This is a genomic window from Allobrachymonas chironomi DSM 19884, assembly GCF_000374625.1.
Classification (GTDB): Bacteria; Pseudomonadota; Gammaproteobacteria; order Burkholderiales; family Burkholderiaceae_C; genus Brachymonas; species Brachymonas chironomi.
The window spans coordinates 367,839-392,336 of sequence record NZ_KB894766.1; the positions used below are offsets into that span (position 1 = coordinate 367,839).

Genomic DNA, 24,498 nt, shown 5'->3' on the forward strand with positions numbered 1-24,498 from the left:
GCCGTCAGGCCAGACCCACAATGGCCAGATGGCAGGCTCGCTCCCGCGTCCGCCTGCCGCACCCCGGCATCATTCCCAGAACACGATTTGCCCACTCGCCATTCCGACATGTCTGCAGAAGCCCTTCCCTCCGCCGGAGAATCCACTGACGCTGCCCTATGGCACGCCTGCATGGACGTGCTGGCCCAGGAAGTGCCGCCGCAACAGTTCAACACCTGGCTCAAGCCGTTGCAGGCACGCCCCGATGCCAATGGCAACGGCTTGGTGATCGAGGTCGCCAACCGCTTCAAGCTGGACTGGATCCGCAGCCAGTTCCTGCAGCGCATGGAAGTGGTGCTGGAGCAGCTGGCCGAGCGCCCGGTTCCCATCGATCTGACGATTGCCGCACGCGCCCCGCGCCCGGCCGTGGCACGCGCTGCCGTGATCCAGGCCGCGCGCCTGCAGCAACAGGGAGCCGTCAGCCCGGCCGTCCCGGCCGTGGCACAGGATCTGGCCGTATCGATTCCGGTACTGCCTGCCGGCCAGCCGCTGGCAGCCGCCCCGACCAACGATTCCCGCCTGGACCGCGAGCGCACCTTCGACAATCTGGTGGAAGGCAGCGCCAACCGCATGGCGCGCACCGCCGCGCTGCACGTGGCCAGCCAGCCTGGCATCAAGTACAACCCGCTGTTCATCTACGGCGGTGTCGGCCTCGGCAAGACCCACCTGCTGCAGGCGGTTGGCAACCAGCTGCTGCAGCAGAACCCGCAGGCACGCGTGCTCTACATCCACGCCGAACAGTTCGTGAACGACGTGGTGGCCGCCTCGCGCCGCAACTCCTTTGACGATTTCAAGTCGCGCTACCATTCGCTCGACCTGCTGCTGATCGACGACGTGCAGTTCTTCGCCGGCAAGGAAAAGACGCAGGAAGAATTCTTCAACGCCTTCGAGGCCCTGCTGTCCAAGAAGAGCCATATCGTGATGACCAGCGACACCTACCCCAAGGGCCTGGCCAACATCACGCAGCGTCTGGTGTCGCGTTTCGATTCCGGCCTGAGCGTGGCCATGGAGCCGCCGGGCCTGGAAATGCGCGTTGCCATCCTGATGAACAAGGCGCAGGCCGAAGGCCAGGAGCTGTCCGAGGATGTCGCCTTCTTCGTCGCAAAGAACGTGCGCGCCAACGTGCGTGAGCTGGAAGGCGCGCTGCAGAACATCCTGGCCTATTCGCGCTTCAGTGGCCGCGCCATCGACATCCAGCTGGTGCGCGAGGCCCTGCGCGACCTGCTGTCGATCAAGAACCGCCAGATCAGCGTCGAGAACATCCAGAAGACGGTAGCCGATTTCTACAAGATCAAGATCGCCGACATGCACAGCAAGAAGCGGCCGGCGCATATTGCGCGTCCACGCCAGATTGCCATGTACCTGGCCAAGGAGCTGACGCAGAAGAGCTTGCCCGAAATCGGCGACATGTTTGGCGGCCGCGACCACACCACGGTGCTGCACGCGGTGCGCAAGATCGCCAAGGAGCGCAATAACGACCAGGACCTGAACCAGCAACTGCACGTGCTGGAGCAGACCATCAAGGGCTGATCCGCCCGGGCGGCTTCAGTGGCCGCCGATATCGTGTGACAGCCGGTGGTGGATGCGCCGCGTCAGCCACCAGACCAGCAGCAGCACGAAGGGAATCGACAGGCCGGCCACGGTTTCCGGCTGCCAGGGCAACCAGCCGGCTCCCTTGGCCGCCTTGGCGGCATACAGCACCAGACTCACCATGTAATACGAGATCGCCGCGATCGACAGGCCTTCGACCGTGGTCTGCAGCCGGGTCTGCAGTTCCTGGCCACGCGTCAGCTTGTGCAGCAGCTGCTGGCTCTGCTGTTCGGCCGAAATATCGATGCGCGTGCGCAGCAGGCCGCTGCTGCGGCTGATGCGTTCGGACAGCATGCTCAGGCGCTCTTCGGACGCGGCCACGGTCGCCATGGCCGGCGAGGTGCGGCGCTGGATGAAATCGCGCATGCTTTGCGTGCCGCGGATCGGCTTTTCGCGCAGTTCGTCCATGCGGGCGCGCACCAGCGCAAAGTAGGCACGGCTGGCCGAATAGCGCCAGGCATGCTCGGCCGTGGCACGTTCCACGCTGGCAGCCAGTGCAATCAGGCGGTCCAGCAGTTCTTCCTCGATCGCCTCGTCCTGCTTCATCTGGCCGGTGATGGTGACCAGCTCCTGCTCGGCCTGGTTCAGGAAGGGCGCCAGCTGCTTGGCCGTGGGCAGGCCACGCAAGGCCATCAGGCGGTAGGTTTCCAGCTCCAGCAGGCGCAGCGCGATCCGGCCGGCGCGTTCGGCACTGGTGACCTGTGGTGCCAGCACCAGGATGCGCTCGAAACCATCCGGTCCGATCTGGAAGTCGCTCAGACCCCAGGAATGGCCCTGCCCCAGCTGCGCACCAAACAGGCGCACCGGCTGCTCGGGATAGCCATGCATGGCGGCAAACCAGTGACGGGCGCGCTCCATGCGCTGTTGCGTCTGCTCCGGCTCCAGCTCGTCGTGCAGCATCCAGAGATCGATGGCGGCCAGCGTCTTGCCCGGGATGCCGGCCAGCCAGCGCCGGATTTCCGGATCGATGCCGGGTGGCTGCGGGTCCAGCCCGGCACAGCAGCCGGCAGGCAGCGGCAACAGCAGCGCATAGCGCGTGAATTCGGTGTGGCGCTCCCACTGCAGCACCTGGCTGGCCTGGCCGGCCGTGGCGGCCGACAAGCGCATGCTGGCAAAGCTGCTGGCCAGATCGGCCAGCGTCAGGCCGGACTGGCCCGGCAGCGTCTGCAAATGGGCCAGTTCCTGCTCGCGGCTGCTATCGGCTCCGTGCAGCACCGCCACATACAGCACGCGTGCCGGCAGCGTGATCAGCGGCATCGGGCGCGCGTGCACCTCGTCGTGTACGACACGGCGCAGGGCATCATCCGGGGGTGGGCGCAGCATGTCCATGGCAGCAGCAGGAGTTGTCAGGGGAAAATCCATTCTAGCGCCTGTTGTCACCAGGCATCACCGGCAACGCCGCCAGCCGCAAGACCCGCCGGACACGCACGGAATTGGCCTGCGCCAACGCAGGCACCCCCTTACAATAGCCGCCATGCTCCAAGTCAAACACGATCTGCTCGCTGCCCTGGCAGCCGAGCTGGAAAAACTCAGCCCCGGTGCCGGCGCACGCGCCGCCTTCGAACTGCCCAAGCAGGCCGCCCACGGTGACTGGGCCACCAACGCGGCCATGCAACTGGCCAAGCCGCTCAAGCAGAATCCGCGTGCCCTGGGCGAACAGCTCAAGACCGCCCTCGAGGCCCAGCCGGCCTACCAGCAGTGGGTCTCCGCCATCGAGATTGCCGGCCCCGGCTTTCTGAACATCCGCCTCCGGCCCGAAGCCAAGCAGCAGGTGGTGCGTGAAGTGCTGTCCACCGGCAGCGCCTTTGGCAGCCAGCCGGCACGCAGCGACAAGGTGCTGGTCGAATTCGTCAGCGCCAACCCGACCGGTCCGCTGCACGTCGGCCACGGCCGCCAGGCAGCGCTGGGCGATGCCATCTGCAACCTGCTCGCCAGCCAGGGCCTGCAGGTGACGCGCGAGTTCTATTACAACGATGCCGGCGTGCAGATCGACACGCTGACCAAGAGCACGCAGCTGCGCGCCAGGGGCTTCAAGCCGGGCGATGAGTGCTGGCCGACCGATGCCGACAACCCGCTGGCGAAGAACTTCTACAACGGCGACTACATCAACGACATTGCCCAGGCCTTCCTGAGCCGCGAAACCGTCAAGGCCGATGACCGCGAATTCACCGCCAACGGCGATGTCGAGGACTACGACAACATCCGCCAGTTCGCCGTGGCCTACCTGCGCAACGAGCAGGACAAGGACCTGCAGGCCTTCCGCCTGCGCTTTGACAACTACTACCTGGAAAGCAGCCTGTACAGCGATGGCCGCGTCGCCGATGCGGTACAGAAGCTGATCGACAACGGCCATACCTACGAGCAGGATGGCGCGCTGTGGCTGCGCAGCACCGACTTTGGCGACGACAAGGACCGCGTCATGCGCAAGAGCGATGGCGGCTACACCTATTTCGTGCCCGATGTCGCCTACCACATCGCCAAGTACCAGCGCGGCTTCCACCAGGCCATCAACATCCAGGGCACCGACCACCACGGCACCATTGCACGCGTGCGCGCCGGCCTGCAGGCGGCCGGCGTCGGCATTCCCCAGGGCTTCCCCGATTACGTGCTGCACACCATGGTGCGCGTGGTGCGTGGCGGCGAAGAGGTCAAGATCAGCAAGCGCGCCGGCAGCTACGTCACGCTGCGCGACCTGATCGAATGGACCAGCGCCGATGCGGTGCGCTTCTTCCTGCTGTCGCGCAAGCCGGATACCGAATACACCTTCGACGTTGATCTGGCGCTGAGCAAGAACAACGAAAACCCGGTCTACTACGTGCAGTACGCGCACGCCCGCATCAGCTCGGTGCTGGCACAATGGGGCGGCGATACCACCTCGCTGGCGCAGGCCGACCTGTCGGCCCTGGACACCCCGGCAGCCCAGGCGCTGCTGGTGAAGCTGGCCCAGTACCCCGACATGCTGCGCACCGCGGCGGCCGATTTTGCCCCGCATGATGTGACTTTCTACCTGCGTGAACTGGCCTCCAGTTACCATAGCTACTATGATGCCGAACGCATCCTGGTAGATGACGAAGCCACCCGCACGGCGCGACTGGCGCTGGTTGCCGCCACGCGTCAGGTGCTGGCCAACGGGCTGGCAATGCTGGGCGTGACCGCCCCTGAAAAAATGTGAGCCCCAACGCATGACCAAGGCAGTTCAACACCGTATTCCTTCCCGCCCCCTGCGCCGAGCCCAACGCGGTATCGGCCTGGTGGGCTTTATCGTCGGCCTGGTGGTCGGTCTGGCCGTGGCCCTCGGCGTGGCCGTCTATGTCACCAAGGTACCCTCGCCCTTCAACGACAAGAGCTCGGTACGTACCGCCGAGCAACAGGCCGCCGAAGAGGAGGCCCTGAAGAAGTGGGACCCGAACGCCGGCCTGCAACCGGGCAAGACCAAGCCGGCTCCGACAGAAGAGCCCGCCCCGACCGAAGCTCCGGCGCCGCAGGATGAACCCGACCGCAGCACCCCGCCTGCAACCGATACCGATACCGATACCCAGGCTGATGGCGACACCAGCCGTGACGCGACCACCACCAGCCCCGACAGCAGCACTCCGCCTGCCGTGCTGGGTGATCGCGACCGCGAACTGGAGCAGGCTCGCAAGGAAGCCGAAGCCAAGCTGGCCGCCGACAAGGCGCGCGAGCAGGCCCGTGCCAAGGCGAAAGCCGAAGCAGACGCCAAGGCCAAGGCGGATGCCGAAGCCAAGGGAAAGGCCGACGCCAGGGCCAAGGCTGACGCCGCCGCCAAGGCCAAATCCGATGCAGCGGCCAAGGCCAACCAGTCCAGCGATCCGATCGGCGCACTGGTGGAGTCGCGTACCAAGCCGGCTCCGGCACCCAAGCCGACGCCGACGCCGGCCCCGACTGCCAGCAACGAGCCTTTTGTCTACTTCGTGCAGGCCGGCGCCTTCCGCAATGCCTCCGAGGCCGATGCCCAGAAGGCACGCCTGTCCCTGCTGGGCATGAACCCGCGCGTCACCGAGCGTGACCAGGCCGGTCGCCCGATCTACCGCGTGCGCCTGGGCCCCTACAACAGCAAGGCCGATGCCGACAGCGCGCGCAGCCGCCTCGAGAACGCTGGCGTCACGGCCGCCCTGGTGCGCGTCCAGCGCTGATCGTCCCGCACCGTTACACCCGCATACACCGACACTGGCACTTTCCGCGCGCGAACCGGTCAGAATCCAGGTTCCCGCCCGGACCGGAGCCGGGCAAGACCCACTGGAGATCCTCTCATGCAACGTCGCGAATTCACGTTTGCCGGCATCGCCGGCGTCACTGCAGCCGGCCTGGCGACCCTGAGCCTGCCGGCCCGTGCCCAATCGGCCAGCGATTACACCGCCGGCAAGGACTACATGGTGCTGCGCAAGCCGGTCGCCACCAGCGCCCCGGCCGGCAAGGTCGAGGTGATCGAGTTCTTCGGCTACTGGTGCCCGCACTGCAACACCTTTGATCCCGAATTCAACGCCTGGATGAAGTCGGCTCCGGCCCACATCCAGTTCCGCCGTGTCCCGGTCGCCTTCCGTCCGGAAATGGCCCCGATGCAGCGCCTGTTCTACGCGCTGGAAGCGGTCGGCATGGTGAGCCGCATGCACGGCAAGGTCTTCAACGCCTACCACAACCAGCGTATCGACCTGAGCACCGATGCGGCCATCCTGAAATGGGCCGCACAGCAGCCCGAACTGAAAGACGGCCGCTTTGCCCAGGCCTACCAGTCCTTCGGCATGTCGGCCAAGCTGAACCAGGCCAACCAGCTGGTCGAGGCCTTTGCGATTGACGGTGTGCCCTCGCTGGGCGTGGCCGGCAAGTACTACCTGGACGGGCAGACCGCCCGCGGCCTGACGCGCGGCATCCAGATCGCCACCGCGCTGGCGGCCCAGGAAGCCCGTCGCTGATTTCCCTGCCCGGCCGGGTCCGCCCGGCCCGGGCTGCACCCGTTTACAATCGGTGCAGACTTTCTGCATGATGCTCCAATGAACTTCCCCATCAGCTCCCGGCTCCTTTCCCTGGCTGCAGCCTGCCTGCTGGCGGCGCCTGCGCTGGTGCAGGCCGAAACCGCCGACCGCTACAAGCCGCTGAATGTGGAGGCGGACGCCATGCAGTACAACGATGCCAGCAAGACCACCACCTTCACCGGTCGTGTGGTGGCCACCAAGGGCACCATCGTGCTGCGTGCCGGCACCGTGCGCGTACAGCAGGATGCCCAGGGCAACCAGCTCGTCACGCTGCTGGCCGGCCCGGGCGAGCAGGCCCTGCTGCGCCAGAAGCGCGATGGCCTGAACGAATTCATCGAGGCGCAAGCCAACCAGATGGTGCGCGATGACCGCACGCTGCAGACGCAGCTGACCGGCAATGCCCGCATCCGCCGGCTGGTCGGCTCCACCGTGGCCGACGAGGTGATCGGTCACCGCATCACCTACAACGAGCTGACCGAAACCTACAGCGTGACCGGTGGCGCCTCTACCGCCACCGGTAGCGCCAATGCCGTGCCCTCGGGCCGCGTCCGCGCCACCATCGTGCCCCTGAACCAGTCCGGGAGCCGTCGATGAGCAGCGCTCCGGCCGGCGCCGGCAGCAGCATGCTGCAGGTGCGCAACCTGCAGAAAACCTATGGCCGCCGCAAGGTGGTCACCGATGTCTCGCTGGATGTGCGCACCGGTGAAGTGGTCGGCCTGCTCGGCCCCAACGGTGCCGGCAAGACCACCTCCTTCTACATGATCGTCGGCCTGATCCGGGCCGACGGTGGCCGCATCGCCATCGGCAATCGCCAGGTCGAGGATCTGCCGATCCACGAGCGTTCGCGCATGGGCCTGAGCTACCTGCCGCAGGAAGCCTCGATTTTCCGCAAGCTCAATGTCGAGGACAACATTCGTGCCGTGCTGCAACTGCAGCAGGACGAGCGGGGCAAGCCGCTGGGCCGAACCGAGGTGGAAAACCGCCTGAATGCCCTGCTGGCCGACCTCAACATCGAGCGCCTGCGCAAGTCGCCCGCTCTGGCGCTGTCCGGCGGCGAACGCCGCCGCGTCGAAATTGCCCGCGCGCTGGCCACGCAGCCGCGCTTCATCCTGCTGGACGAGCCCTTTGCCGGCATCGACCCGATTGCCGTGCTCGATATCCAGCGCATCATCAAGTTCCTCAAGCAGCGCGGACTGGGTGTGCTGATCACCGACCACAACGTGCGCGAGACGCTGGGTATCTGCGACCACGCCTACATCATCAGCGAAGGTCGTGTGCTGGCGGCTGGCACGCCGGCCGAAATCGTGGCAGATCCCGATGTACGTCGTGTCTATCTGGGCGAAAATTTCAGCATGTGACGCCCATCTGCCGTCAACTGCACTGATCTCCATGTTTTCTGCCCTGTTCTCCGCTCTCCGCCCGCCATATGGAGCGCGCGCAGGCCACCTGCCCATCCGCCGCGCATGAAAGCCGGCCTGCAACTCCGCATCAGCCAGAACCTGGCACTGACGCCACAGCTGCAGCATGCCATCCGGCTGCTGCAGGCCTCCACCCAGGAACTGCAACAGGAAGTGGAACAGATGCTGGCCGAGAATCCTTTCCTGGAACTGGCCGATGACGGCGGACCGCCTGACACCGCGCCGGAATCCGGCCTCGATGCCGATGGCATGACCGATGCTGGCGAACACGATGCAGACCCGCTGCACGATACCGCCAGCCAACTGATGGATGCCAGCGGCCAGGACGATTGGCAGGAAGCCGGGGCCTGGGACGACTGGTCCTCCGGCGCCAACGCACGCGACGAAACCCCCGAGCACGGCGACAGCAGCCTGGCAGTCGAGGATCAGCTGCATGCGCTGCCGGCCAGCTGGCAGTCCGCCGGCAGTGCCGCGGGCGATGACGAACAGCTGCTGTACAACAAGCGCCAGCCCGAGAGCCTGAGCGCCCACCTGCACCAGCAGGCGATGGCCTTGCGGCTCGATGCCCTGGATCGGGCCGCCCTGTACGCGCTGATCGAATCACTGAACGAGGACGGCTATCTGGAAGACAGCCTGGAGACGCTGACCATGGCGCTGCAGGAGCAGATTCCCGACAGCCTGCTGGACACCGCCCACGAGACGCTGCAGGATCACCTGCGTATCGCGCTCGGCCTGTTGCAATCGATGGAGCCGACCGGCGTGGGTGCACGCCAGCTGGCCGAATGCCTGCGCCTGCAGCTGCTGGCGCTGCCCGCCAGCCAGGCCGATGCCGGCACGCGGCAGATCGCGCTGGATCTGTGCGCCCAGCCGCTGGAGCTGCTGGCGCGGCGCGATCTGCGTACCCTGGCGCGCCAGACCGGCCACAGCCAGCCTGCGCTGCGCCAGGCCTTGCAGCTGATTGCCCGGCTGGAGCCCAAGCCGGGCCGCCGTTTTGCCGTGGCCGAACAGCAGGTGGTGATTCCGGATGTACTGGTGTTGCGCGCGCCCGCACACCAGCCGCAGCGCTGGCTGGTACGGCTGAACCCGGCGGTGCTGCCGCGCGTGCAGGTCCAGGACATGTATGCCGGGGTGCTGCGCCAGCACCAGGGCGAAGCCGTGCAGGCGCTGCAGCAGCAGCTGCAGGAAGCACGCTGGATGGTGAAGAGCATCCAGCAGCGCTTCGACACCATTCTGCGCGTCAGCCAGGCCATCGTGGCGCGCCAGGAGCGCTTTTTCGAGCAAGGCGTGCTGGCGATGGAGCCGCTGGTGATGCGCGATATTGCCGAGGCGCTGGGCTTGCACGAATCCACCATCAGCCGCGTCAGCAGCGCCAAGTACATGCAGACGCCCTGGGGCACCTTCGAGCTGAAGTACTTTTTTGGCTCGGGCGTCAGCACCGATGACGGCCAGGGCACCAGCAGCACCGCCGTGCGTGCCCTCATCGGTCAGCTGATTGCCGATGAGGATCCGCGCAAGCCGCTCAGCGACAGCCGCTTGGGCGAGCTGCTGGCCGAACGCGGCATCCAGTGCGCACGTCGCACCGTGGCCAAGTACCGCGAACAGCTGAAACTGCCACCGGCGCATCTGCGCAAGTCGCTGGACTGAGCAGGCTGGCCGTACCGGCTACCGGGTCAGAAGCGGTTTATGGCTGGCTGTTGTCTGCAGCAGGCCCGACCTCCTGCCCGTCAGTCTTCTGGCTGCACTTGTCGCCCTTCTTGCCGCACTGGCCGTCTTTCTGGCAGCCACCCAGCAGCCACCAGGCCAGTGCTCCCAGAGCCAGCAGACCCACGACGGCACCACCGGCGCAGCAGCTGCTGCCCGGTTTTCCACAGGAAGAATGGGAACAGCATTTTTTCATGGTGTACTCCTGCATGACATGAAAAGGGGACATCCTCATGGTACGCCCTGCAGCCGTACTGGCAAGCCTTGCCACAATGCGTTACCTTTGCAGGGTCATCTGGCGCGCACCGCCGCAAGGAACCGCAGAAACAGACATGCCCGCACAAGGCGGGCATGCTGGAACGCAGGCAGCTGCCCTGACGGGCAGGCCGTTGCCGGGATCAGAACGGAATATCGTCGTCCATGTCGCCAAAACCGCCGGCATCGGCAACCGGCTGCGAAGCCATGGGCGCAGCAGCGGCCGGTGCGGCAGCGGCAGGAGCCGCAGCACGTGGCGCCATCGGAGCCGCCTGACGCGGCGCAGCACGGCCTCCGCCGTAGCCCCCACCGAAAGCGCCCTCGTCCTGGCCATAGGCGTCACCGCCGCCACCCATGCCTTCACGCTTGCCCAGCATCTGCATCTGGTCTACACGGATTTCGGTGGCGTAGCGGTCCTGGCCGGTGGCCTGATCCTGCCACTTGCGCGTGCGGATGCTGCCTTCGACATAGATCTGGCTGCCCTTGCGCAGGTACTGGCCGACGATTTCGGCCAGACGGCCGTTGAACACCAGGCGGTGCCACTCGGTGTGCTCGCGCATTTCACCGGACTGCTTGTCCTTCCAGCGGTCGGAAGTGGCCAGCGTGACGTTGGCGACCTGGTCGCCGCTCGGGAAGGTGCGGATTTCGGGATCGCGGCCAAGGTTGCCGACGAGGATGACTTTGTTGACGGATGCCATGACGATGTCCTGGATGCTTGGCCCTTGCCGATGTAGCGAATGGTGACCAAGGGAGTTGGAGAAAGCCGGCCGTGCCCCGTGCCGGGGCACGCCGGTGTGCATGATACCCCGGAGCCGAGCGACGGGATAGTGGCACTATTATATAAGAAGAAAATACTATTTTATGACTTGTTGACCGATACCCGGGACAGCACCGGCATATTCCAGGCCACCACCAGCCACAGCAGCATCAACGCAATGCAGGCCAGCGATACCGCCACCGGCCCATCCTGCTTGAGCAGGATGCCACCCACTGCACCGCCCACGAACAGGCCAAGCGACTGCACCGTGTTGTACACGCCCAGCGCCATGCCGCGCAGCGGTTCCGGGGCGTGGCGCGACACCAGGCTCGGCTGCGATGCCTCGAGGATGTTGAAGCCGGTAAAGAACACCAGCAGCAGCAGCGCCAGCTGCCAGAGCGAGGGCAGACTCTGGTACTGCAGCTGGTCATTGATCCACCACAACGCCAGCTGCACCAGCAGGATCAGCACCATGGACACCAGCAGCATCAGGCGCAGCTTGCCGGCACGTTCCATGCGGAACAGCAGCGCTCCCATCAGCACAAAAGAGCCGAGCACGGCGGGCAGATAGACCTGCCAGTGCTGCGGCTGCGCCAGCCCGGCCTGCACCAGCAGCGCCGGCACCACCATCCACATGGCCAGCTGCACCGCATGCAGCACGAAGACGCCGGCATTCAGGCGCAGCAATGTCGGATGCTGCAGCGTCTGCCACAGGCTGCCGCGCGCAGGCGCGGCGCGCAGGCGCACCGGCTCTTCAGGCACCAGCAGATAGAGGCCGCCAATGCCCAGCAAGGCCAGCACCGCCACCAGCCAGAACATGCCGGACAGGCCGATCCAGCCCGCCAGCAGTGGCGAGATCACCAGCGCCAGCGAAAACACCAGGCCGATGCTGCCACCGATGATGGCCATTGCCTTGGTGCGCACGCTGTCACGTGTCAGGTCGGCCAGCAGCGCCGTCACGGCTGCCGATACCGCCCCCGCGCCTTGCAGCGCGCGACCGATCAGCAGGCCGTCGATGCTGGTGGCCAGCGCCGCCACCACGCAGCCCAGCGCAAACACCAGCATGCCCAGCGTGATCAGGCGCTTGCGGCCGAAACGGTCGCTCGCCATGCCCAGCGGCAGGTGCAGCAGTGCCTGCGTCAGGCCATAGATGCCCATGGCCAGGCCGATATTGGCCGGCGTGGCTCCCGTGTAGCTGGCCGCTGCCAGCGGGAACACCGGCACCACCAGGAACAGGCCCAGCATGCGCAGGGCGAAGATCAGCGCCAGCCCCAGGCTGGAACGCCGTTCGTCGGCAGTCATCCGGCTGCTGTCGGCTGCCGGCGTGGAAGAAGTTGAAGTCACGACACGCTATCCTTGCTTGACGGGTGCACAGGCACTGCATGCTGCCATGCACCAAACCGCCATTGTCCCGCAAATTGTCGCTGGCAGCAGATCCTATATCTCGACCTTGGAGCCCAGCTCGACCACGGCGTTGCTGGGCAGGCGCAGGAAATCGGCGGCAGCACTGGCGTTGTGGTGCATTTGCGCAAACAGTTTTTCGCGCCAGGGCGCCATGCCATCGCCCAGCGTGGGTACCACGCTGTCGCGCGACAGGAAGTAGCTGGTCTGCATCGGATCCAGACGGCAGCCCTGCGGCTCCAGCAACTGCAGCGCATGCGGCAGATTCAGCTCGTCCATGTAGCCGTAATGGATCACCACCTGCCAGCAATCATGCCCCAGGGCCTGCATGTCCAGCCGTTCTGCGGGATCGATCCAGGGCACTTCGTGGCTGCGTACCGTGACAAACAGGTTCTGCTGGTGCAGCACCTTGTTGTGCTTGAGGTTGTGCAGCAGCGCGTTCGGCACATGACCGGCCTGTGCGGTCAGGAACACGGCCGTGCCCTCCACACGCTGTGGCGGTGCCTGGAACACCGATTCCAGAAAGCCTGGCAGATCCAGCCCTTCGGACAGCAGCTTGCGGTTGAGCAGGTTGCGGCCATCGCGCCAGGTCAGCATCAGCATGAAGATGGAGCCGGCAATCACCAGCGGGAACCAGCCGCCGTGCACCAGCTTGAGCAGGTTGGAAGCCCAGAAGGCGATATCGATGACGAAGAAGAAGGAGGTGGCCGCGAGTGCCAGCAGCAGCGGCATGCGCCAGGCGTAGCGGATCACGAAGAAGGTCAGCACGGTGGTGATCAGCATGTCGGTGGTGACGGCAATGCCGTAGGCCGCCGCCAGATTGGACGAGGAGCGGAACAGCGCCACCGCCAGCGCAATCATCACGAACAGGCCCCAGTTGACCAGCGGGATGTAGATCTGGCCGCTTTCACGTGCGCTGGTGTGCAGCACCTGCAGGCGTGGCAGGTAGCCCAGCTGGATCACCTGCTTGGTGACACTGAAGGCGCCGGAAATCAGCGCCTGCGAGGCGATCACGGCGGCGCAGGTCGCCAGCACCACCAGCGGAATCAGCAGCCATTCCGGTGCCAGCATGAAGAACGGGTTCTTCACGGCGTCGGGCTTGTCGAGCAGCAGGGCGCCCTGGCCAAAGTAGTTGAGCGTGAGCGCCGGCATGGCAATGGTGAACCAGGCGACGCGGATCGGCCGCTTGCCGAAATGGCCCATGTCGGCATAGAGCGCCTCGCCCCCGGTGACACACAGCACCACCGCGCCAAGGATGATGAAGCTGGTGCCGGGATTTTCCCGGATGAAGGCCCAGGCGTAGTGCGGGCTGATGGCGCGGAGGATTTCCGGATGGTCCACGATGTGCAGCACGCCGAGGGCGGCAATCACCAGGAACCAGAGCACCATCACCGGACCGAAAAAGCGGCCAATGCCGGCGGTGCCGAAGCGCTGCATGTAGAACAGCAGCAGCAGGACGAGCAGCGTGATCGGAATCACGTAGGTCCTGAAGCCGGAGGACACGACTTCCAGGCCTTCGACCGCCGACAGCACCGAAATCGCCGGGGTGATGACGCCATCGCCATAGAACAGGCAGGTGCCGAAGACGCCGACCAGCATCATCACGCGGCGCAGCCGTGGCCGGTCCTGCACCGCCTGCGAGGCCAGCGTCAGCATGGCGATCAGGCCGCCTTCGCCGTTGTTGTCGGCACGCAGCACCAGCGTCACGTACTTGAGCGAGACGATGATGGTCAGGGTCCAGAACAGGATGGAGAGCACGCCATAGACGTTGGCGTAGGTGAAGGCGACGTGGCCGGAACCGAAGACTTCCTTGACCGCGTACAGCACGCTGGTGCCGATATCGCCATAGACAATGCCGATGGCCCCCAGGATCAGGGCGGCCAGCGAGGACTTTTGCGTGGAATGCTGATGCACGATCAAACAGTTCGCCGGCCCGGGGGAGCGCAGCGGTTACATGCCTCCGGAAATGCAAGGCGGTGCGCAGGCCGAGGCCTGTAACAGGATGCACACACCGTGCCGTATTCTGCATCATTTCCGGCCTGTGCAACAGCCCGCATCCAAAACGCAACAGGCTGCCGAAGCAGCCTGTGGTGCAGCATCGGCCGGGGCCGGTATTCAGGCCGGCGTGGCGTCCAGCAGGCGCTGGCGCGTGGCCTCGGCTTCGCGGCGCGCGGCGGCGGCAAAATCGTCACCCGCACTGGCGTACAGGATGGCGCGCGAGGAGTTGACGATGGCAAAACCGCTGCTGTGGATGCTGCCGTCCGCACCGCGTGTGCCGCGCCAGCCCGCCTGGATGGTAGCTGCGGCATCGCCACCCTGGGCGCCAACGCCGGGAATCAGCAGCGGCAGTGTCGGGGCCAGCTGGCGCACGCGTGCCAGCTCCTGCGGGTAGGTTGCGCCAACCACCAGGCCGAGCTGGCCATTCAGGTTCCACGGGCCCTGCGCCTGGCTGGCGATGTGTTCGTACAGCAGCGGCTGGCCGGCGACATCACGCAGCGGCTGCGCCTGCAGGTCATTGCCACCGGGGTTGGAGGTGCGGCACAGCAGGAAAGCCCCCTTGCCATGGCGGCGCAGATAGGGCTCGACCGAGTCGAAACCCATGAAGGGCGACAGCGTGACGGCGTCGCAGCCATAGCGCTCGAAGGCTTCGATGGCGTACTGCTCGGCGGTGCTGCCGATGTCGCCACGCTTGCTGTCGAGAATCACCGGCACCTGCGGCGCCACGGCACGGACATGCTGCACCAGGCGCTCCAGCTGCTCTTCGGCGCGGTGCGCGGCAAAGTAGGCAATTTGCGGCTTGAAGGCCACGGCCAGATCGGCGGTGGCATCGATGATGGCGGCACAGAAATCGTAGATGCGGCCGGCATCACCCTGCCAGGGCTGCGGAAAACGGGCCGGATCGGGATCAAGGCCGACGCAGAGCTGGGACTGGTTGCGCTGCTCGGCAGCAGCAAGCATCTCGAGAAAGGTCATGAGGGAATTCCGGAATCGGGTGAAGAAACAGGGGGGGCGCTGCGCTGCTGCACCAGGTCGGCGGCCAGGCACAGGTCGGACCAGGCGCGCGGCTTGGCTTCGGGGTGGCGCAGCAGGTAGTCGAGCGGGTAGCTGACCACCACCGGGATATCGGCCAGGGTGGCGGGCAGATCGCTGTCCTCGGGCGGCAGGTGCAGGCGTGCCGGCTGGCCGCGCTGCTGGCTGAGCGGCTGATCCCTGTGCAACAGGGCACAGGCGGCGGCGCGGCCCAGCGCCACGATCAGGTGTGGCTGGTAGTGCGCGATTTCGCGGCGCAGCCAGGCCGAGCAGTGGCCGACTTCGTCCGGGGTGACCACACGGCCTTCAGGCGCGCAGCGCGTGGCATGCACGCGGCGCACCTGTGCGGCGGGCAGGCGCAAGGCGGCCAGCATCTGTTGCAGCAGCTTGCCGGCATCGCCCTGGGCCGGCTGGCCAGCGGCATTTTCGGCGGCTCCGGGCGCATCAAGCACGAACAGCCAGCGCGGGCCTGCGGCCGGGATCGGCGTGCGGTCCCAGACGCTGTGCTGGCGGCTCTGGTGGAGTGCGCAGCCCTGGCAACTGTCGGCGAGTTGCTGCAGCTGGGGCAGCGACTGGCCTTGCAGCAGCGGCAATGGCTGCAGGCCGGAGCCGGTGTCGGTATCGGAAAAAGCGGCGGTAGTCGCCGTGGCGGTCGGCAGCGGCGCTCGCGGGCGTGCTGCCTCGGGCGCAGTGGCAGACACGGCAGGCGGCACAGCCACGGGGGCGGCTGGCGGCTGCATGGGCAGAGATAGGGCGGCTTCAGGCACCGCGACCCTAGCAACGGCATCGGCCGGCATGGGCGCGGGCACGGAAGTCTCGGCTTCAGGCAGCGGCAGCCAGACGCGCACGCCCATCTCGGCCAGCATGGCGCGCTGGCGACGGTCCAGCATCAGCGCCATGGCGTGAGACCGCCATCCGTGCGGCAAAAAGGGAAATCGGGACAGGCTTGCATGAGACGCCTATTGTCGCAAAGAATCACGACCGGCGGCCAGACAGGGGCGCCAGGGATCAGCCCGGCAGCGACAGGCACATCACGGTGGCGTGTTCTCGGCCGCCACCCTGCGCCGGGTAGTAGTTCTTGCGTCGGCCCATCTCGATGTAGCCCCAGCGCTCATAGACCTGGCGCGCGCGCGGATTGCTGTCACGCACTTCGAGCCAGATCTGCCGTGCACCATGCAGCACGGCCCAGGTCTGCAACTGGCGCAACAGCAGCCGGCCCCAGCCCTGCCCTTGCAGGCGCGGGTGCACCGCCACGTTCAGCAGATGCGCCTCTTCCACGCCCAGCAGCGCAACAAAGTAGCCGGCCAGCCGCTCGCGATCGGGTTCGGCCTGCAGGTACAGCAGCTGCACGCTGTAGCGCCCGCTGTCATCGTCCAGGATGCTGATGAAGTTCTGCCGCGACCAGGGCAGCGGATAGGCGGCCTGCTCCAGCGCCAGAATGTCGTCCAGATGCGCGCGGTGCGCCTGGGTGAAGCGCACGCCGGTCTGTGGTGCGGCTTCGCCGTGCATCAGGCCTTGCCGGCGGCCGCCCTGGCGGCCTCGCGCTCGACGGTGGTCTGGGCCACCTTGTTGCGCACATAGCGCGGCAGGGCCAACGCGGCATCGACCGCCTGCCCCTGCTGCAACAGCGCCGGCGCCAGGCGCAGCATGGCCTCGGCCACCGGCATGGCGTACGCCACCTGCAGCGGCAGGCGTTCGCCATACACCGCTTGCACATTGCCGGCGCAGACGGCCTCTGCCGTCAGGCCGGGCACGGCCAGCAGGTCTTCCGGGCGCACCAGCACCGCATCCTGTAGCGATTCCCAGTGCGGGGCTCCGCCGGGCAGCGGTTGCCAGCGCCAGCCGGCCACGTAGATTTCGTCCATGCGCGCATCGAGCAGCGCCCAGACCGTATCGCCCGGCTGCAGCGGATGACGGCTGCGGTAGTCTTCGGCGGTCACCATCAGGGTGTCCAGCGGCAGCAGCGGCAGTTCTGCGCCCAGCGCCAGACCCTGCGCCACCGAGCAGGCGGTGCGCAGGCCGGTGAACGATCCCGGACCGGCACCAAAGGCAATCGCATCGAGTTGCGGCAGCGCCAGGCCGGTCTGCTGCAGCAGCTGCAGCACGACCGGGATCAGCGTGGCCGAGGACTGGGCCGAACCGGCCCCGGCATAGGCCTGCACGGCAGGCGCCTCACCGGCCCCGGCACGACCGGCCTGCCACTGGCCAACTGCCACGGTCAGCTCGCTGGTGCCGGCATCCATGGCCAGCAGGTGCAGGGGCGCGGCCGGATCCCACTGGCGCACGGGCTGCGGCGGGGAGGCATCGGCAGGGGTAGGGACAGCTTCGCTCATGATGTCCCGCATTGTTCCACAGTCGTGTGGCTGCCATGGCATGATGCGGGCAGATTCCCGGAGATTTCGCCTGCCATGTCCCTGCCTGAACCGACCCTCTCCCTGAAACACCTGAGCCGCCGCTGTCTGTCGGCGCTGCTGCCGCTGGCCCTGCTGGTGCCGCTGCCGGCCTCGCAGGCGCAGCCGCTGGCACTGGCTGCGGCCACGCAGTCACTGCCGGTCGAAGTCAGTGCGCCGCTGCAACGGGCCGGCGTGCCCCTGTCCGATGTCGCCTTGCTGGTAGCACCGGCCGATGGCGGTGCGCCGCTGGTCAGCCACCGTGTGACGCAGCCGATGAACCCGGCTTCGGTGATGAAACTGGTAACCACCGGCATCGCGCTCGACCAGCTCGGCCCCGGTTTCCGCTGGGAAACACGCCTGTGGACCGATGGCAGCCAGCGCCAGCAACTGCTGCAGGGGAATCTGTATGTGCAGGGCAGCGGCGATCCCGGCCTGGTGCAGGAACGGCTCTGGCTGCTGTTGCGCGCGTTGCGCGAGCGCGGCGTGCAACGCATCAGCGGCGATCTGGTGCTGGACAACAGCGTGTTCCAGCTGCCGGCGCGCGACCCCGGTGCCTTTGATGGCGAGCCGCTGCAGCCCTACAACGCGCAACCGGACGGCCTGCTGGTGAACTACAAGGCCTTTGCCCTGCAATTCCAGCCCGATGCCGGCCAGGGCATCGCCCATGTGCGGCTGGAGCCACCGATGGCCGACAGCGGCCTGCCCGCCAGCCTGCCGCTGACAGAGGGCAGCTGCAACGGCTGGATCGCCCAGCTGGAGGCGCGCAGCCAGGCGCAGCGCCAGATCGTGCTGCCAGCCAGCTACCCGTCCAGTTGTGGCGATCAACAATGGCTGGCGGCCTGGCCGCAACCGCAGGAACAGGCCGGCAAGGCGATTCTGGGCATGTGGCAAAGTCTGGGTGGACAGCTGGATGGCCGGGTGCGCTACGGCAGCACGCCGGCAACCCTGCTGCGCGGCACGCCGCTGGCCAGCAGCCAGTCCGAGCCCCTGCCGCAGGCGGTGCGCCACATCAACAAGTTCAGCAACAACGTGATGGCGCAACAGCTGTTCCTGACGCTGGGCGTGCAACGCTACGGTCAGGGCCATTTTGCCGCCGCCCAGGGAGCGGTACGCGACTGGTGGCAGCGCAAGCTCGGCCCCTACACGGCGCCCACCCCGGTCAATGGCTCCGGCCTGTCGCGCGAAGGCCGCATCAGCGCCGCCTCGCTCGGCGGGTTGCTGCAGTACATGTGGCGTTCGCCGATGATGCCGGATTTTGTCGCCTCGCTGCCGATCTACGGCATGGACGGCACGCTGCGCAAGCAGGCCACCGGCGTGGCCGGCCGCGCCCACCTGAAAACCGGCACCCTGCGTGATGCGAATGCGCTGGCCGGCTATGTCACCGGCCTGGATGGCCGCCGCTACGTGCTGGTTGCCATGGCCAATGGCCCGCAGGCAGGCCGTGCGCGCGATGCCTTCTACCAGCTGGTGGAATGGACGGCGATGCAGCCCGGAGTGCGCTGATGGCGGCTGCCGGCGAGTTGCTCGGCTATACGGCAGCAACCCTGACCACGCTGTGCTTTGTGCCGCAGGTACTGCACACCTGGCGCACACGGGATGTTGCCGGCGTGTCCCTGGGCATGTACGCCCTGTTCACGCTGGGCGTGGGCTTCTGGCTGGCCTACGGCCTGTGGCTGGAGGCCTGGCCGATGATCATCGCCAACAGCATCACGCTGCTGCTGGCCTGCAGCATTCTGGGCATGAAAATCCGCTACCGGAACAGCAAACAATGAACAATTAACGGCAAATAGCAGCAGATGACATCTTGTTGCCGGCTGTTGCACATCCATCAGGCCGCAGCGGCACGCTGCAAGCGGTCTGCCACGCCCGCCCAGTCAGGACTGGCCGGCACCGCCTCGACCCAGATCTCGCGCATGCCCTGCGCATCAAAATCGCGCAGCCGGGCAAACAGCTGCTGTGCGGTAGCCGTCGCATCCTCCGGCATGACCACCTGCCGGGCCACGCCAGGCAGCGCCGTACGACTCCAGATGGCGACATCTGACGGCAAATTGCCGTCAAGTGCGCGCTGTTGCAACGCTTCTGTCGTCATCAGGCACACACGCGCCTGTGGCGCATAGTGCGCCGTGAGCGTGCCCGAGGCACGCGGCGCGGCCTGGCGCGTGGCGGCCTCATGCGGCAGCAGCACACGGATGCCGGTGCGCTCCTCCACCATTTCCGGCGTGATGATGCCCGGACGCAGCAGCACCGGCTGTCCGCGCGTGCAGTCGATGATGGTGGATTCGATGCCGACCTGACAGGCGCCACCATCGAGCACGGTCAGGCTGTCACCAAACTCCTGCTGCACATGGGCGGCCGTGGTCGGGCTGACCCGGCCAAAGGTGTTGGCACTGGGAGCTGCCACGCCTTGCACGCCCAGGGCGGCGGCTGCCTGCAGCACCGCCTGTGCCACCGGATGCGACGGACAACGCAAGCCCACCGAATCCTGACCGCCCGCTGCTGCCTGCGCCATGCCCGCACGGCGCGGCACGATCACGGTCAGCGGCCCCGGCCAGAAGGCCTGCATCAGACGGGCGGCGTGTGCTGGCGCCTGTTCCAGAAAACCCGGCGTGACGAATGCAGCTGCACTGGCCAGATCCGGCACATGCACGATCAGCGGGTGGCTGGCCGGACGCTGCTTGGCGGCAAAAATGGCCGCCACGGCACTGTCGTCATCGGCACGTGCCGCCAAGCCATAGACGGTTTCGGTGGGCAGGCCGAGCAGCCGGCCCTCGGCCAGCACCCGGGCGGCCTGCTGCAGCGCCTGCCGGCGCTGGTCGGCGGGAACATCGGGCGTAGCTTTCAACAGCATCTTGTCGTCTTCTTCAGGCAACTGCCGCCATCATGCAGTTATCTGCAGGCGTTCGTACGGAACACCCAGGGCGCGCGCCACCTGCTCCGCCTTGTCCTGCAAGGCCTCAACGCTGGCGGCGGTGATGGTCACATGGCCCATCTTGCGGCCACGCTTGACCTCCTGCTTGCCATACAGGTGCAGGTGCACGCCAGGCAGGCGCTGGATTTCCTCCCAGGGCGGAATGCGTTGTCCGCCATCGGTATCGAACCAGACATCGCCCAGCAGGTTGAGCATGACCGAGGGGCTGTGGTGGCGCGGCTGCACCAGCGGCAGATGCATGGTGGTGCGCAGCTGCAGATCGAACTGGCTGTGCTCGCAGGCATCGATGGTGTAGTGGCCGCTGTTGTGCGGACGCGGTGCCATCTCGTTGACCACCCAGCTGCCATCGGCCAGGATGAAGTATTCGACACAGAGCACGCCCACATATTCGAGGCCGGTGGCGATACGGCCAGTGGCCTCGACCAGCTGCTGCGCCAGATGTTGCGGCACGGCACCGGGGAAGGCGTAGGTGGTGGCCAGGATGCCGCCATGGTGCACATTGCGCTGCGGCTGGAAATGCACCAGCTCGCCCTGCGTGTCACGCGCCACGATGACCGAGCACTCCAGCGCCAGATCCAGCTTTTGCTCCAGCACGCATGGCACGCGACCCATCTCGACCCAGGCCTGCACCAGGCCGGCGCGATCCTGCACCACGGCCTGGCCCTTGCCGTCATAGCCCATGCGCGCCGTTTTCAGGATGGCGGGGAACATGGCATCCGGTACTGCCTGCAGCTCGGCATCGGAGGCGATGCCGGCAAACGGGGAACAACGCACGCCGCAGCGCGTGAAATGCTCTTTTTCCTGCACGCGATCCTGGGCAATCGCCACGGCATGCGCTGGCGGCGATACCGGCTTGCGCTCGCCCAGCCAGGCCAGTGCAGCGGCCGGCACGTTCTCGAACTCGGTAGTAATGCCGTCACAGACATCGGCCAGCTGCTGCCAGCCGCGCTCATCGTCATAGGCGGCCACGACCTGCATGTGGCTGGCCTGACCGGCCGGGCCATCAGCCTGCGGGTCCAGTACCACGGTAGCGTAGCCCATGGACTGTGCCGCGTGTACCAGCATGCGTCCCAGCTGGCCGCCGCCCAGCACACCCAGCGTGGTATGCAGGCTGTCGGTATCGGCCCGCGAACGCACGGTCTGCACCATGCCTGCGTCCTGTTCGCTCATCAGACCACCGTTCCCTTCTGCTGGTTCACCGGCAGCGTCATGGCGCGTGCCGCTTCGGTCTGGCGCTGGCGGAATGCGTCCAGCTTCTGGCGCAGCGCCGGATCATGGTTGGCCAGCAGCGACACGGCAAACAGCGCCGCATTGGCCGCACCGGCCTGGCCGATGGCAAAAGTGGCGACCGGAACGCCCTTGGGCATCTGCACGATGCTGTGCAGGGAGTCCACTCCCTGCAGATGGCGCGATGCCACCGGCACGCCCAGCACCGGCACCGTGGTCTTGGCCGCCACCATGCCCGGCAGGTGTGCGGCACCGCCGGCACCGGCGATGATGGCCTGCAAGCCGCGCTCGGCAGCGCTTTCGGCATAGGCGAACATGTCATCGGGCATGCGGTGTGCGGACACCACGCGCGCCTCGAATGCCACACCGAATCCCTGCAGGATCTCGACGGCATGCTGCATGGTGTCCCAGTCGGAATTGGACCCCATGATGACGCCTACTTGCACCTGGCTCATTGACTAGCTCCTGTTGCTTGGATGAAGCGGGTGTGCAGAAACACGAAAAGCCGGTTGCCCTGACAGCCACCGGCTGGCACGGCTTGAAATACCGGCCACACATCCCACATGAATAAAACGTGCCTGCAATAGGCCACAATCACTCTATTGTAAGGTTGGGCACCCGCTCCAGCCAACACCTATTCCCATCCCATCTGCCAAGCCATGATCGACATCACCACCGAAAACTTTGAATCCGACGTTATCGTCGCCTCGCAAACCACGCCCGTGCTGGTCGATTTCTGGGCCCCCTGGTGCGGTCCGTGCAAGCAGCTGATGCCGGTGCTGGAAAAGCTGGAAACCGAGTACGCCGGCCGTTTCACGCTGGCCAAGATCAACGTCGATGACGAACAGCAGATTGCCGGCATGTTCGGTGTGCGCAGCGTGCCCACCGTGGTGCTGATGGTGAATGGCCAGCCGGTGGACGGCTTTGCCGGTGCCCAGCCCGAGGGCCAGATCCGTGCCCTGCTCGACAAGCACCTGCCGGCCCCGGAAGAAGTCGCGGCGCAGCAGGATGAAGACGAGGCCCAGGCCGCATTGCAGGCCGGCGATACCGATACCGCCCTGGAAAAGCTGCAGCACGCCGTGGCCACCGACCCGGCCAACGACGATGCCCGCTTCGACTATGTCAAGCTGCTGCTGGAACTGGATCGCCTAGACGATGCCAAGGTGGCCTTTGCCCCGGTCATCGCCAAGGCTGCCAGCGTGCAGCGCCTGGGCAGCCTGCAGCAGTGGATGGACGCGCAGGATGCCAGCGCCAGCGGCGAGGACATCGCCGCACTCGACGCCCGCATCGCCACCAACAAGCGCGATTTCGAGGCCCGCTTTGCCCGCAGCCAGCGCCTGATGGCCGCCCGGCAGTGGACCGATGCCATGGACGAGCTGCTGGAAATCCTGATGCGCGACAAGGCCTGGAACGAGGGTCAGGCACGCAAGACCTATATCGCGATCCTGGACATCATCGAACCGCCGGCGGTGGCCGTGGCAGAAGGCCAGATCCCGCCCGAAGACCCGACCGTGGCCAGCTACCGCCGCCGCCTGAGCAGCGTGATTCTCAGCTGACTACCCCAAATAGACGACAAAAGGCATCCGATGGATGCCTTTTTCATGCAGATGACGGCATTTACTGCCTGACGCGGATCAGCTTGCCATCCCGGTTGTCGGTCACCACGTACAGCCAGCCGTCCGGCCCCTGCTTCACGTCGCGCATGCGGTGGCCCACCTTGTCGAGCAGCTTGTGCTCGGCCACCACCTTGCCGTTTTTCAGCTCCAGCCGCGCCAGGTACTGGAACTTGAGCGCGCCCACCATCAGGTTGCCCTTCCAGCCCGGATAGCGATCACTGGTGACAAAGGCCATGCCCGAGGGCGCAATCGACGGGTTCCAGAAATGCAGCGGCTCTTCCACCCCGGGCAGGCTGGGCTTGCCAGTGCCGATCGGGGCACCGCCGTAATCGACACCCTTGCTGGTTTCAGGCCAGCCATAGTTCTTGCCGGGCAGCGGCAGATTGATTTCGTCACCGCCCTGGGCCGCATGCTCGTGGATCCAGTAGCGGCCATCCGGTGCCAGCGTGGCCCCTTGCGGGTTGCGGTGGCCATAGCTCCAGATCTCCGGCAGGGCATCGCGCCGGCCCACAAACGGATTGTCGCGCGGCACCGATCCATCCTTGCCCACCCGCACCACCTTGCCGTGGTGGTTGCCCAGCCGTTGCGCATCATGGCGCTGGCTGTAGCGATCGCCCAGCGTGAGGAACAGCGTGCCGTCGGGCTGTCCGTTGACCGTGCGCTCGACAATGCGGCAGCCGAAATGCAGGCTGCTGCGCACCTTGGGCTTCTGGCTGAAGATCACCTGCACGTCCTGCAGGCTGCGATTGTCAGGCGACAGGCGGGCACGCGCCAGCGCCGTGCTGTTGCCGCCGTTGCCACCGGCTTCGGAAAAGCAGAAGTAAATCGTGCGGTTGCTGGCAAAGCCGCTGTCGGTGATGACATCGAGCAGGCCGCCCTGGCCGGCATCGACCACGCGTGGCACACCGACCACCGGTGCGCCGATACGACCATCGGGCTCGATCACGCGCAGGCGACCGGGTTTTTCCGTGACCAGAAAGCGGCCGCCGGGCAGAAAGGCCACGGCCCAGGGGCGTTCCAGCCCCTCGGCAATAGTCTGGCCCGTAGCGGCTTGTGCCAGCACCGACGGACTGGCCAGCGTGGCCAGGGCTGTGGCTGCCGCCAGCAGCCAGGGCGTGGAACATCGGGACATGGCAGGCTCCGTCAGACGG

The 24,498-nt window shown here is 66.4% G+C and carries 23 protein-coding genes; 10 read left to right on the forward strand and 13 right to left on the reverse strand.

Going from position 1 to position 24,498, the window contains the following annotated elements; translation table 11 throughout:
- Positions 1-108: 108 nt before the first annotated feature.
- Positions 109-1,569 (forward strand): chromosomal replication initiator protein DnaA, encoded by a 1,461-nt coding sequence (gene dnaA, locus C513_RS0104355; RefSeq protein WP_076342703.1) that lies wholly within the window; start codon positions 109-111, stop codon positions 1,567-1,569.
- A gap of 15 nt (positions 1,570-1,584) precedes the next feature.
- Here dnaA and C513_RS0104360 read toward each other — a convergent pair whose 3' ends face one another.
- Entirely contained in the window at positions 1,585-2,991 is a 1,407-nt protein-coding gene (locus C513_RS0104360) for a DUF3422 family protein (protein WP_156816034.1), read from the reverse strand.
- A 112-nt stretch (positions 2,992-3,103) separates the two neighbouring features.
- Between C513_RS0104360 and argS the strand changes: the two genes are divergently transcribed.
- From argS to rpoN, 6 genes are all read left to right on the forward strand, one after another.
- Positions 3,104-4,801, forward strand: a complete 1,698-nt coding sequence (gene argS / locus C513_RS0104365; protein ID WP_018714815.1) for an arginine--tRNA ligase — start codon at positions 3,104-3,106, stop codon at positions 4,799-4,801.
- 10 nt (positions 4,802-4,811) lie between these two features.
- Positions 4,812-5,783, forward strand: a complete 972-nt coding sequence (locus C513_RS13610; RefSeq protein ID WP_018714816.1) for an SPOR domain-containing protein — start codon at positions 4,812-4,814, stop codon at positions 5,781-5,783.
- A gap of 117 nt (positions 5,784-5,900) precedes the next feature.
- Complete coding sequence (locus C513_RS0104375; protein ID WP_018714817.1) at positions 5,901-6,560, forward strand: thiol:disulfide interchange protein DsbA/DsbL; 660 nt, start codon at positions 5,901-5,903, stop codon at positions 6,558-6,560.
- A gap of 78 nt (positions 6,561-6,638) precedes the next feature.
- Complete coding sequence (lptA, locus tag C513_RS12685; RefSeq protein ID WP_018714818.1) at positions 6,639-7,214, forward strand: lipopolysaccharide transport periplasmic protein LptA; 576 nt, start codon at positions 6,639-6,641, stop codon at positions 7,212-7,214.
- Positions 7,211-7,978 (forward strand): LPS export ABC transporter ATP-binding protein, encoded by a 768-nt coding sequence (gene lptB / locus C513_RS0104385; RefSeq protein ID WP_018714819.1) that lies wholly within the window; start codon positions 7,211-7,213, stop codon positions 7,976-7,978. Before lptA ends, lptB begins: the two co-directional genes overlap by 4 nt.
- A 105-nt stretch (positions 7,979-8,083) precedes the next feature.
- Positions 8,084-9,682, forward strand: coding sequence for an RNA polymerase factor sigma-54 (gene rpoN / locus C513_RS0104390; protein ID WP_018714820.1), 1,599 nt, complete (start codon positions 8,084-8,086; stop codon positions 9,680-9,682).
- 37 nt (positions 9,683-9,719) lie between these two features.
- Here rpoN and C513_RS14250 read toward each other — a convergent pair whose 3' ends face one another.
- From C513_RS14250 to tsaB, 8 genes are all read right to left on the reverse strand, one after another.
- A complete protein-coding gene (locus C513_RS14250; protein WP_169335114.1) occupies positions 9,720-9,935 on the reverse strand; it encodes a hypothetical protein in 216 nt (71 codons plus the stop codon).
- Between the two features lie 202 nt (positions 9,936-10,137).
- A complete protein-coding gene (gene ssb, locus C513_RS0104400) occupies positions 10,138-10,692 on the reverse strand; it encodes a single-stranded DNA-binding protein (protein WP_018714822.1) in 555 nt (184 codons plus the stop codon).
- 161 nt (positions 10,693-10,853) lie between these two features.
- Entirely contained in the window at positions 10,854-12,053 is a 1,200-nt protein-coding gene (locus C513_RS0104405; RefSeq protein ID WP_018714823.1) for an MFS transporter, read from the reverse strand.
- A 135-nt stretch (positions 12,054-12,188) separates the two neighbouring features.
- The gene (locus C513_RS0104410) at positions 12,189-14,072 is read right to left on the reverse strand and encodes a potassium transporter Kup (protein WP_018714824.1); all 1,884 of its coding nucleotides are present in this window, start codon (positions 14,070-14,072) and stop codon (positions 12,189-12,191) included.
- A 195-nt stretch (positions 14,073-14,267) separates the two neighbouring features.
- Positions 14,268-15,125, reverse strand: a complete 858-nt coding sequence (gene pyrF, locus C513_RS0104415; protein ID WP_018714825.1) for an orotidine-5'-phosphate decarboxylase — start codon at positions 15,123-15,125, stop codon at positions 14,268-14,270.
- Entirely contained in the window at positions 15,122-16,081 is a 960-nt protein-coding gene (locus tag C513_RS13615; RefSeq protein ID WP_018714826.1) for a uracil-DNA glycosylase, read from the reverse strand. Before C513_RS13615 ends, pyrF begins: the two co-directional genes overlap by 4 nt.
- Before the next feature lie 109 nt (positions 16,082-16,190).
- A complete protein-coding gene (gene rimI / locus C513_RS0104425) occupies positions 16,191-16,691 on the reverse strand; it encodes a ribosomal protein S18-alanine N-acetyltransferase (protein WP_018714827.1) in 501 nt (166 codons plus the stop codon).
- Positions 16,691-17,515 carry a tRNA (adenosine(37)-N6)-threonylcarbamoyltransferase complex dimerization subunit type 1 TsaB gene (tsaB, locus tag C513_RS0104430; RefSeq protein WP_342662678.1) on the reverse strand — a complete coding sequence of 275 codons (825 nt, stop codon included), beginning with the start codon at positions 17,513-17,515 and terminating at the stop codon, positions 16,691-16,693. Before tsaB ends, rimI begins: the two co-directional genes overlap by 1 nt.
- Positions 17,516-17,590: 75 nt before the next feature.
- On the opposite strand from tsaB, the gene dacB reads away from it, so the two are divergent.
- Together dacB and C513_RS0104440 are read left to right on the forward strand one after the other, a co-directional pair.
- The gene (gene dacB, locus C513_RS0104435; protein ID WP_018714829.1) at positions 17,591-19,078 is read left to right on the forward strand and encodes a D-alanyl-D-alanine carboxypeptidase/D-alanyl-D-alanine endopeptidase; all 1,488 of its coding nucleotides are present in this window, start codon (positions 17,591-17,593) and stop codon (positions 19,076-19,078) included.
- Positions 19,048-19,347: a SemiSWEET transporter gene (locus C513_RS0104440; RefSeq protein WP_245552807.1), complete on the forward strand. Its 300-nt coding sequence runs from the start codon at positions 19,048-19,050 to the stop codon at positions 19,345-19,347. The genes dacB and C513_RS0104440 overlap by 31 nt, the downstream gene beginning before the upstream one ends.
- Positions 19,348-19,403: 56 nt before the next feature.
- Here C513_RS0104440 and C513_RS0104445 read toward each other — a convergent pair whose 3' ends face one another.
- The 3 genes from C513_RS0104445 to purE are packed head-to-tail and all read right to left on the reverse strand — an operon-like array spanning position 19,404 to position 22,186.
- Positions 19,404-20,423, reverse strand: coding sequence for an L-threonylcarbamoyladenylate synthase (locus C513_RS0104445; RefSeq protein WP_051084386.1), 1,020 nt, complete (start codon positions 20,421-20,423; stop codon positions 19,404-19,406).
- A 30-nt stretch (positions 20,424-20,453) separates the two neighbouring features.
- The gene (locus C513_RS0104450; RefSeq protein WP_018714832.1) at positions 20,454-21,674 is read right to left on the reverse strand and encodes a 5-(carboxyamino)imidazole ribonucleotide synthase; all 1,221 of its coding nucleotides are present in this window, start codon (positions 21,672-21,674) and stop codon (positions 20,454-20,456) included.
- On the reverse strand, positions 21,674-22,186 hold the full coding sequence (gene purE / locus C513_RS0104455) for a 5-(carboxyamino)imidazole ribonucleotide mutase (RefSeq protein WP_018714833.1): 513 nt from the start codon (positions 22,184-22,186) through the stop codon (positions 21,674-21,676). Before purE ends, C513_RS0104450 begins: the two co-directional genes overlap by 1 nt.
- A 204-nt stretch (positions 22,187-22,390) precedes the next feature.
- Here purE and trxA point away from each other — a divergent pair, with 204 nt between their 5' ends.
- Positions 22,391-23,287, forward strand: a complete 897-nt coding sequence (gene trxA, locus C513_RS0104460) for a thioredoxin (protein ID WP_018714834.1) — start codon at positions 22,391-22,393, stop codon at positions 23,285-23,287.
- A gap of 61 nt (positions 23,288-23,348) precedes the next feature.
- On the opposite strand, the gene C513_RS0104465 is transcribed toward trxA, so the two are convergent.
- Positions 23,349-24,479, reverse strand: a complete 1,131-nt coding sequence (locus tag C513_RS0104465) for a PQQ-dependent sugar dehydrogenase (protein WP_018714835.1) — start codon at positions 24,477-24,479, stop codon at positions 23,349-23,351.
- Positions 24,480-24,498: the final 19 nt, after the last annotated feature.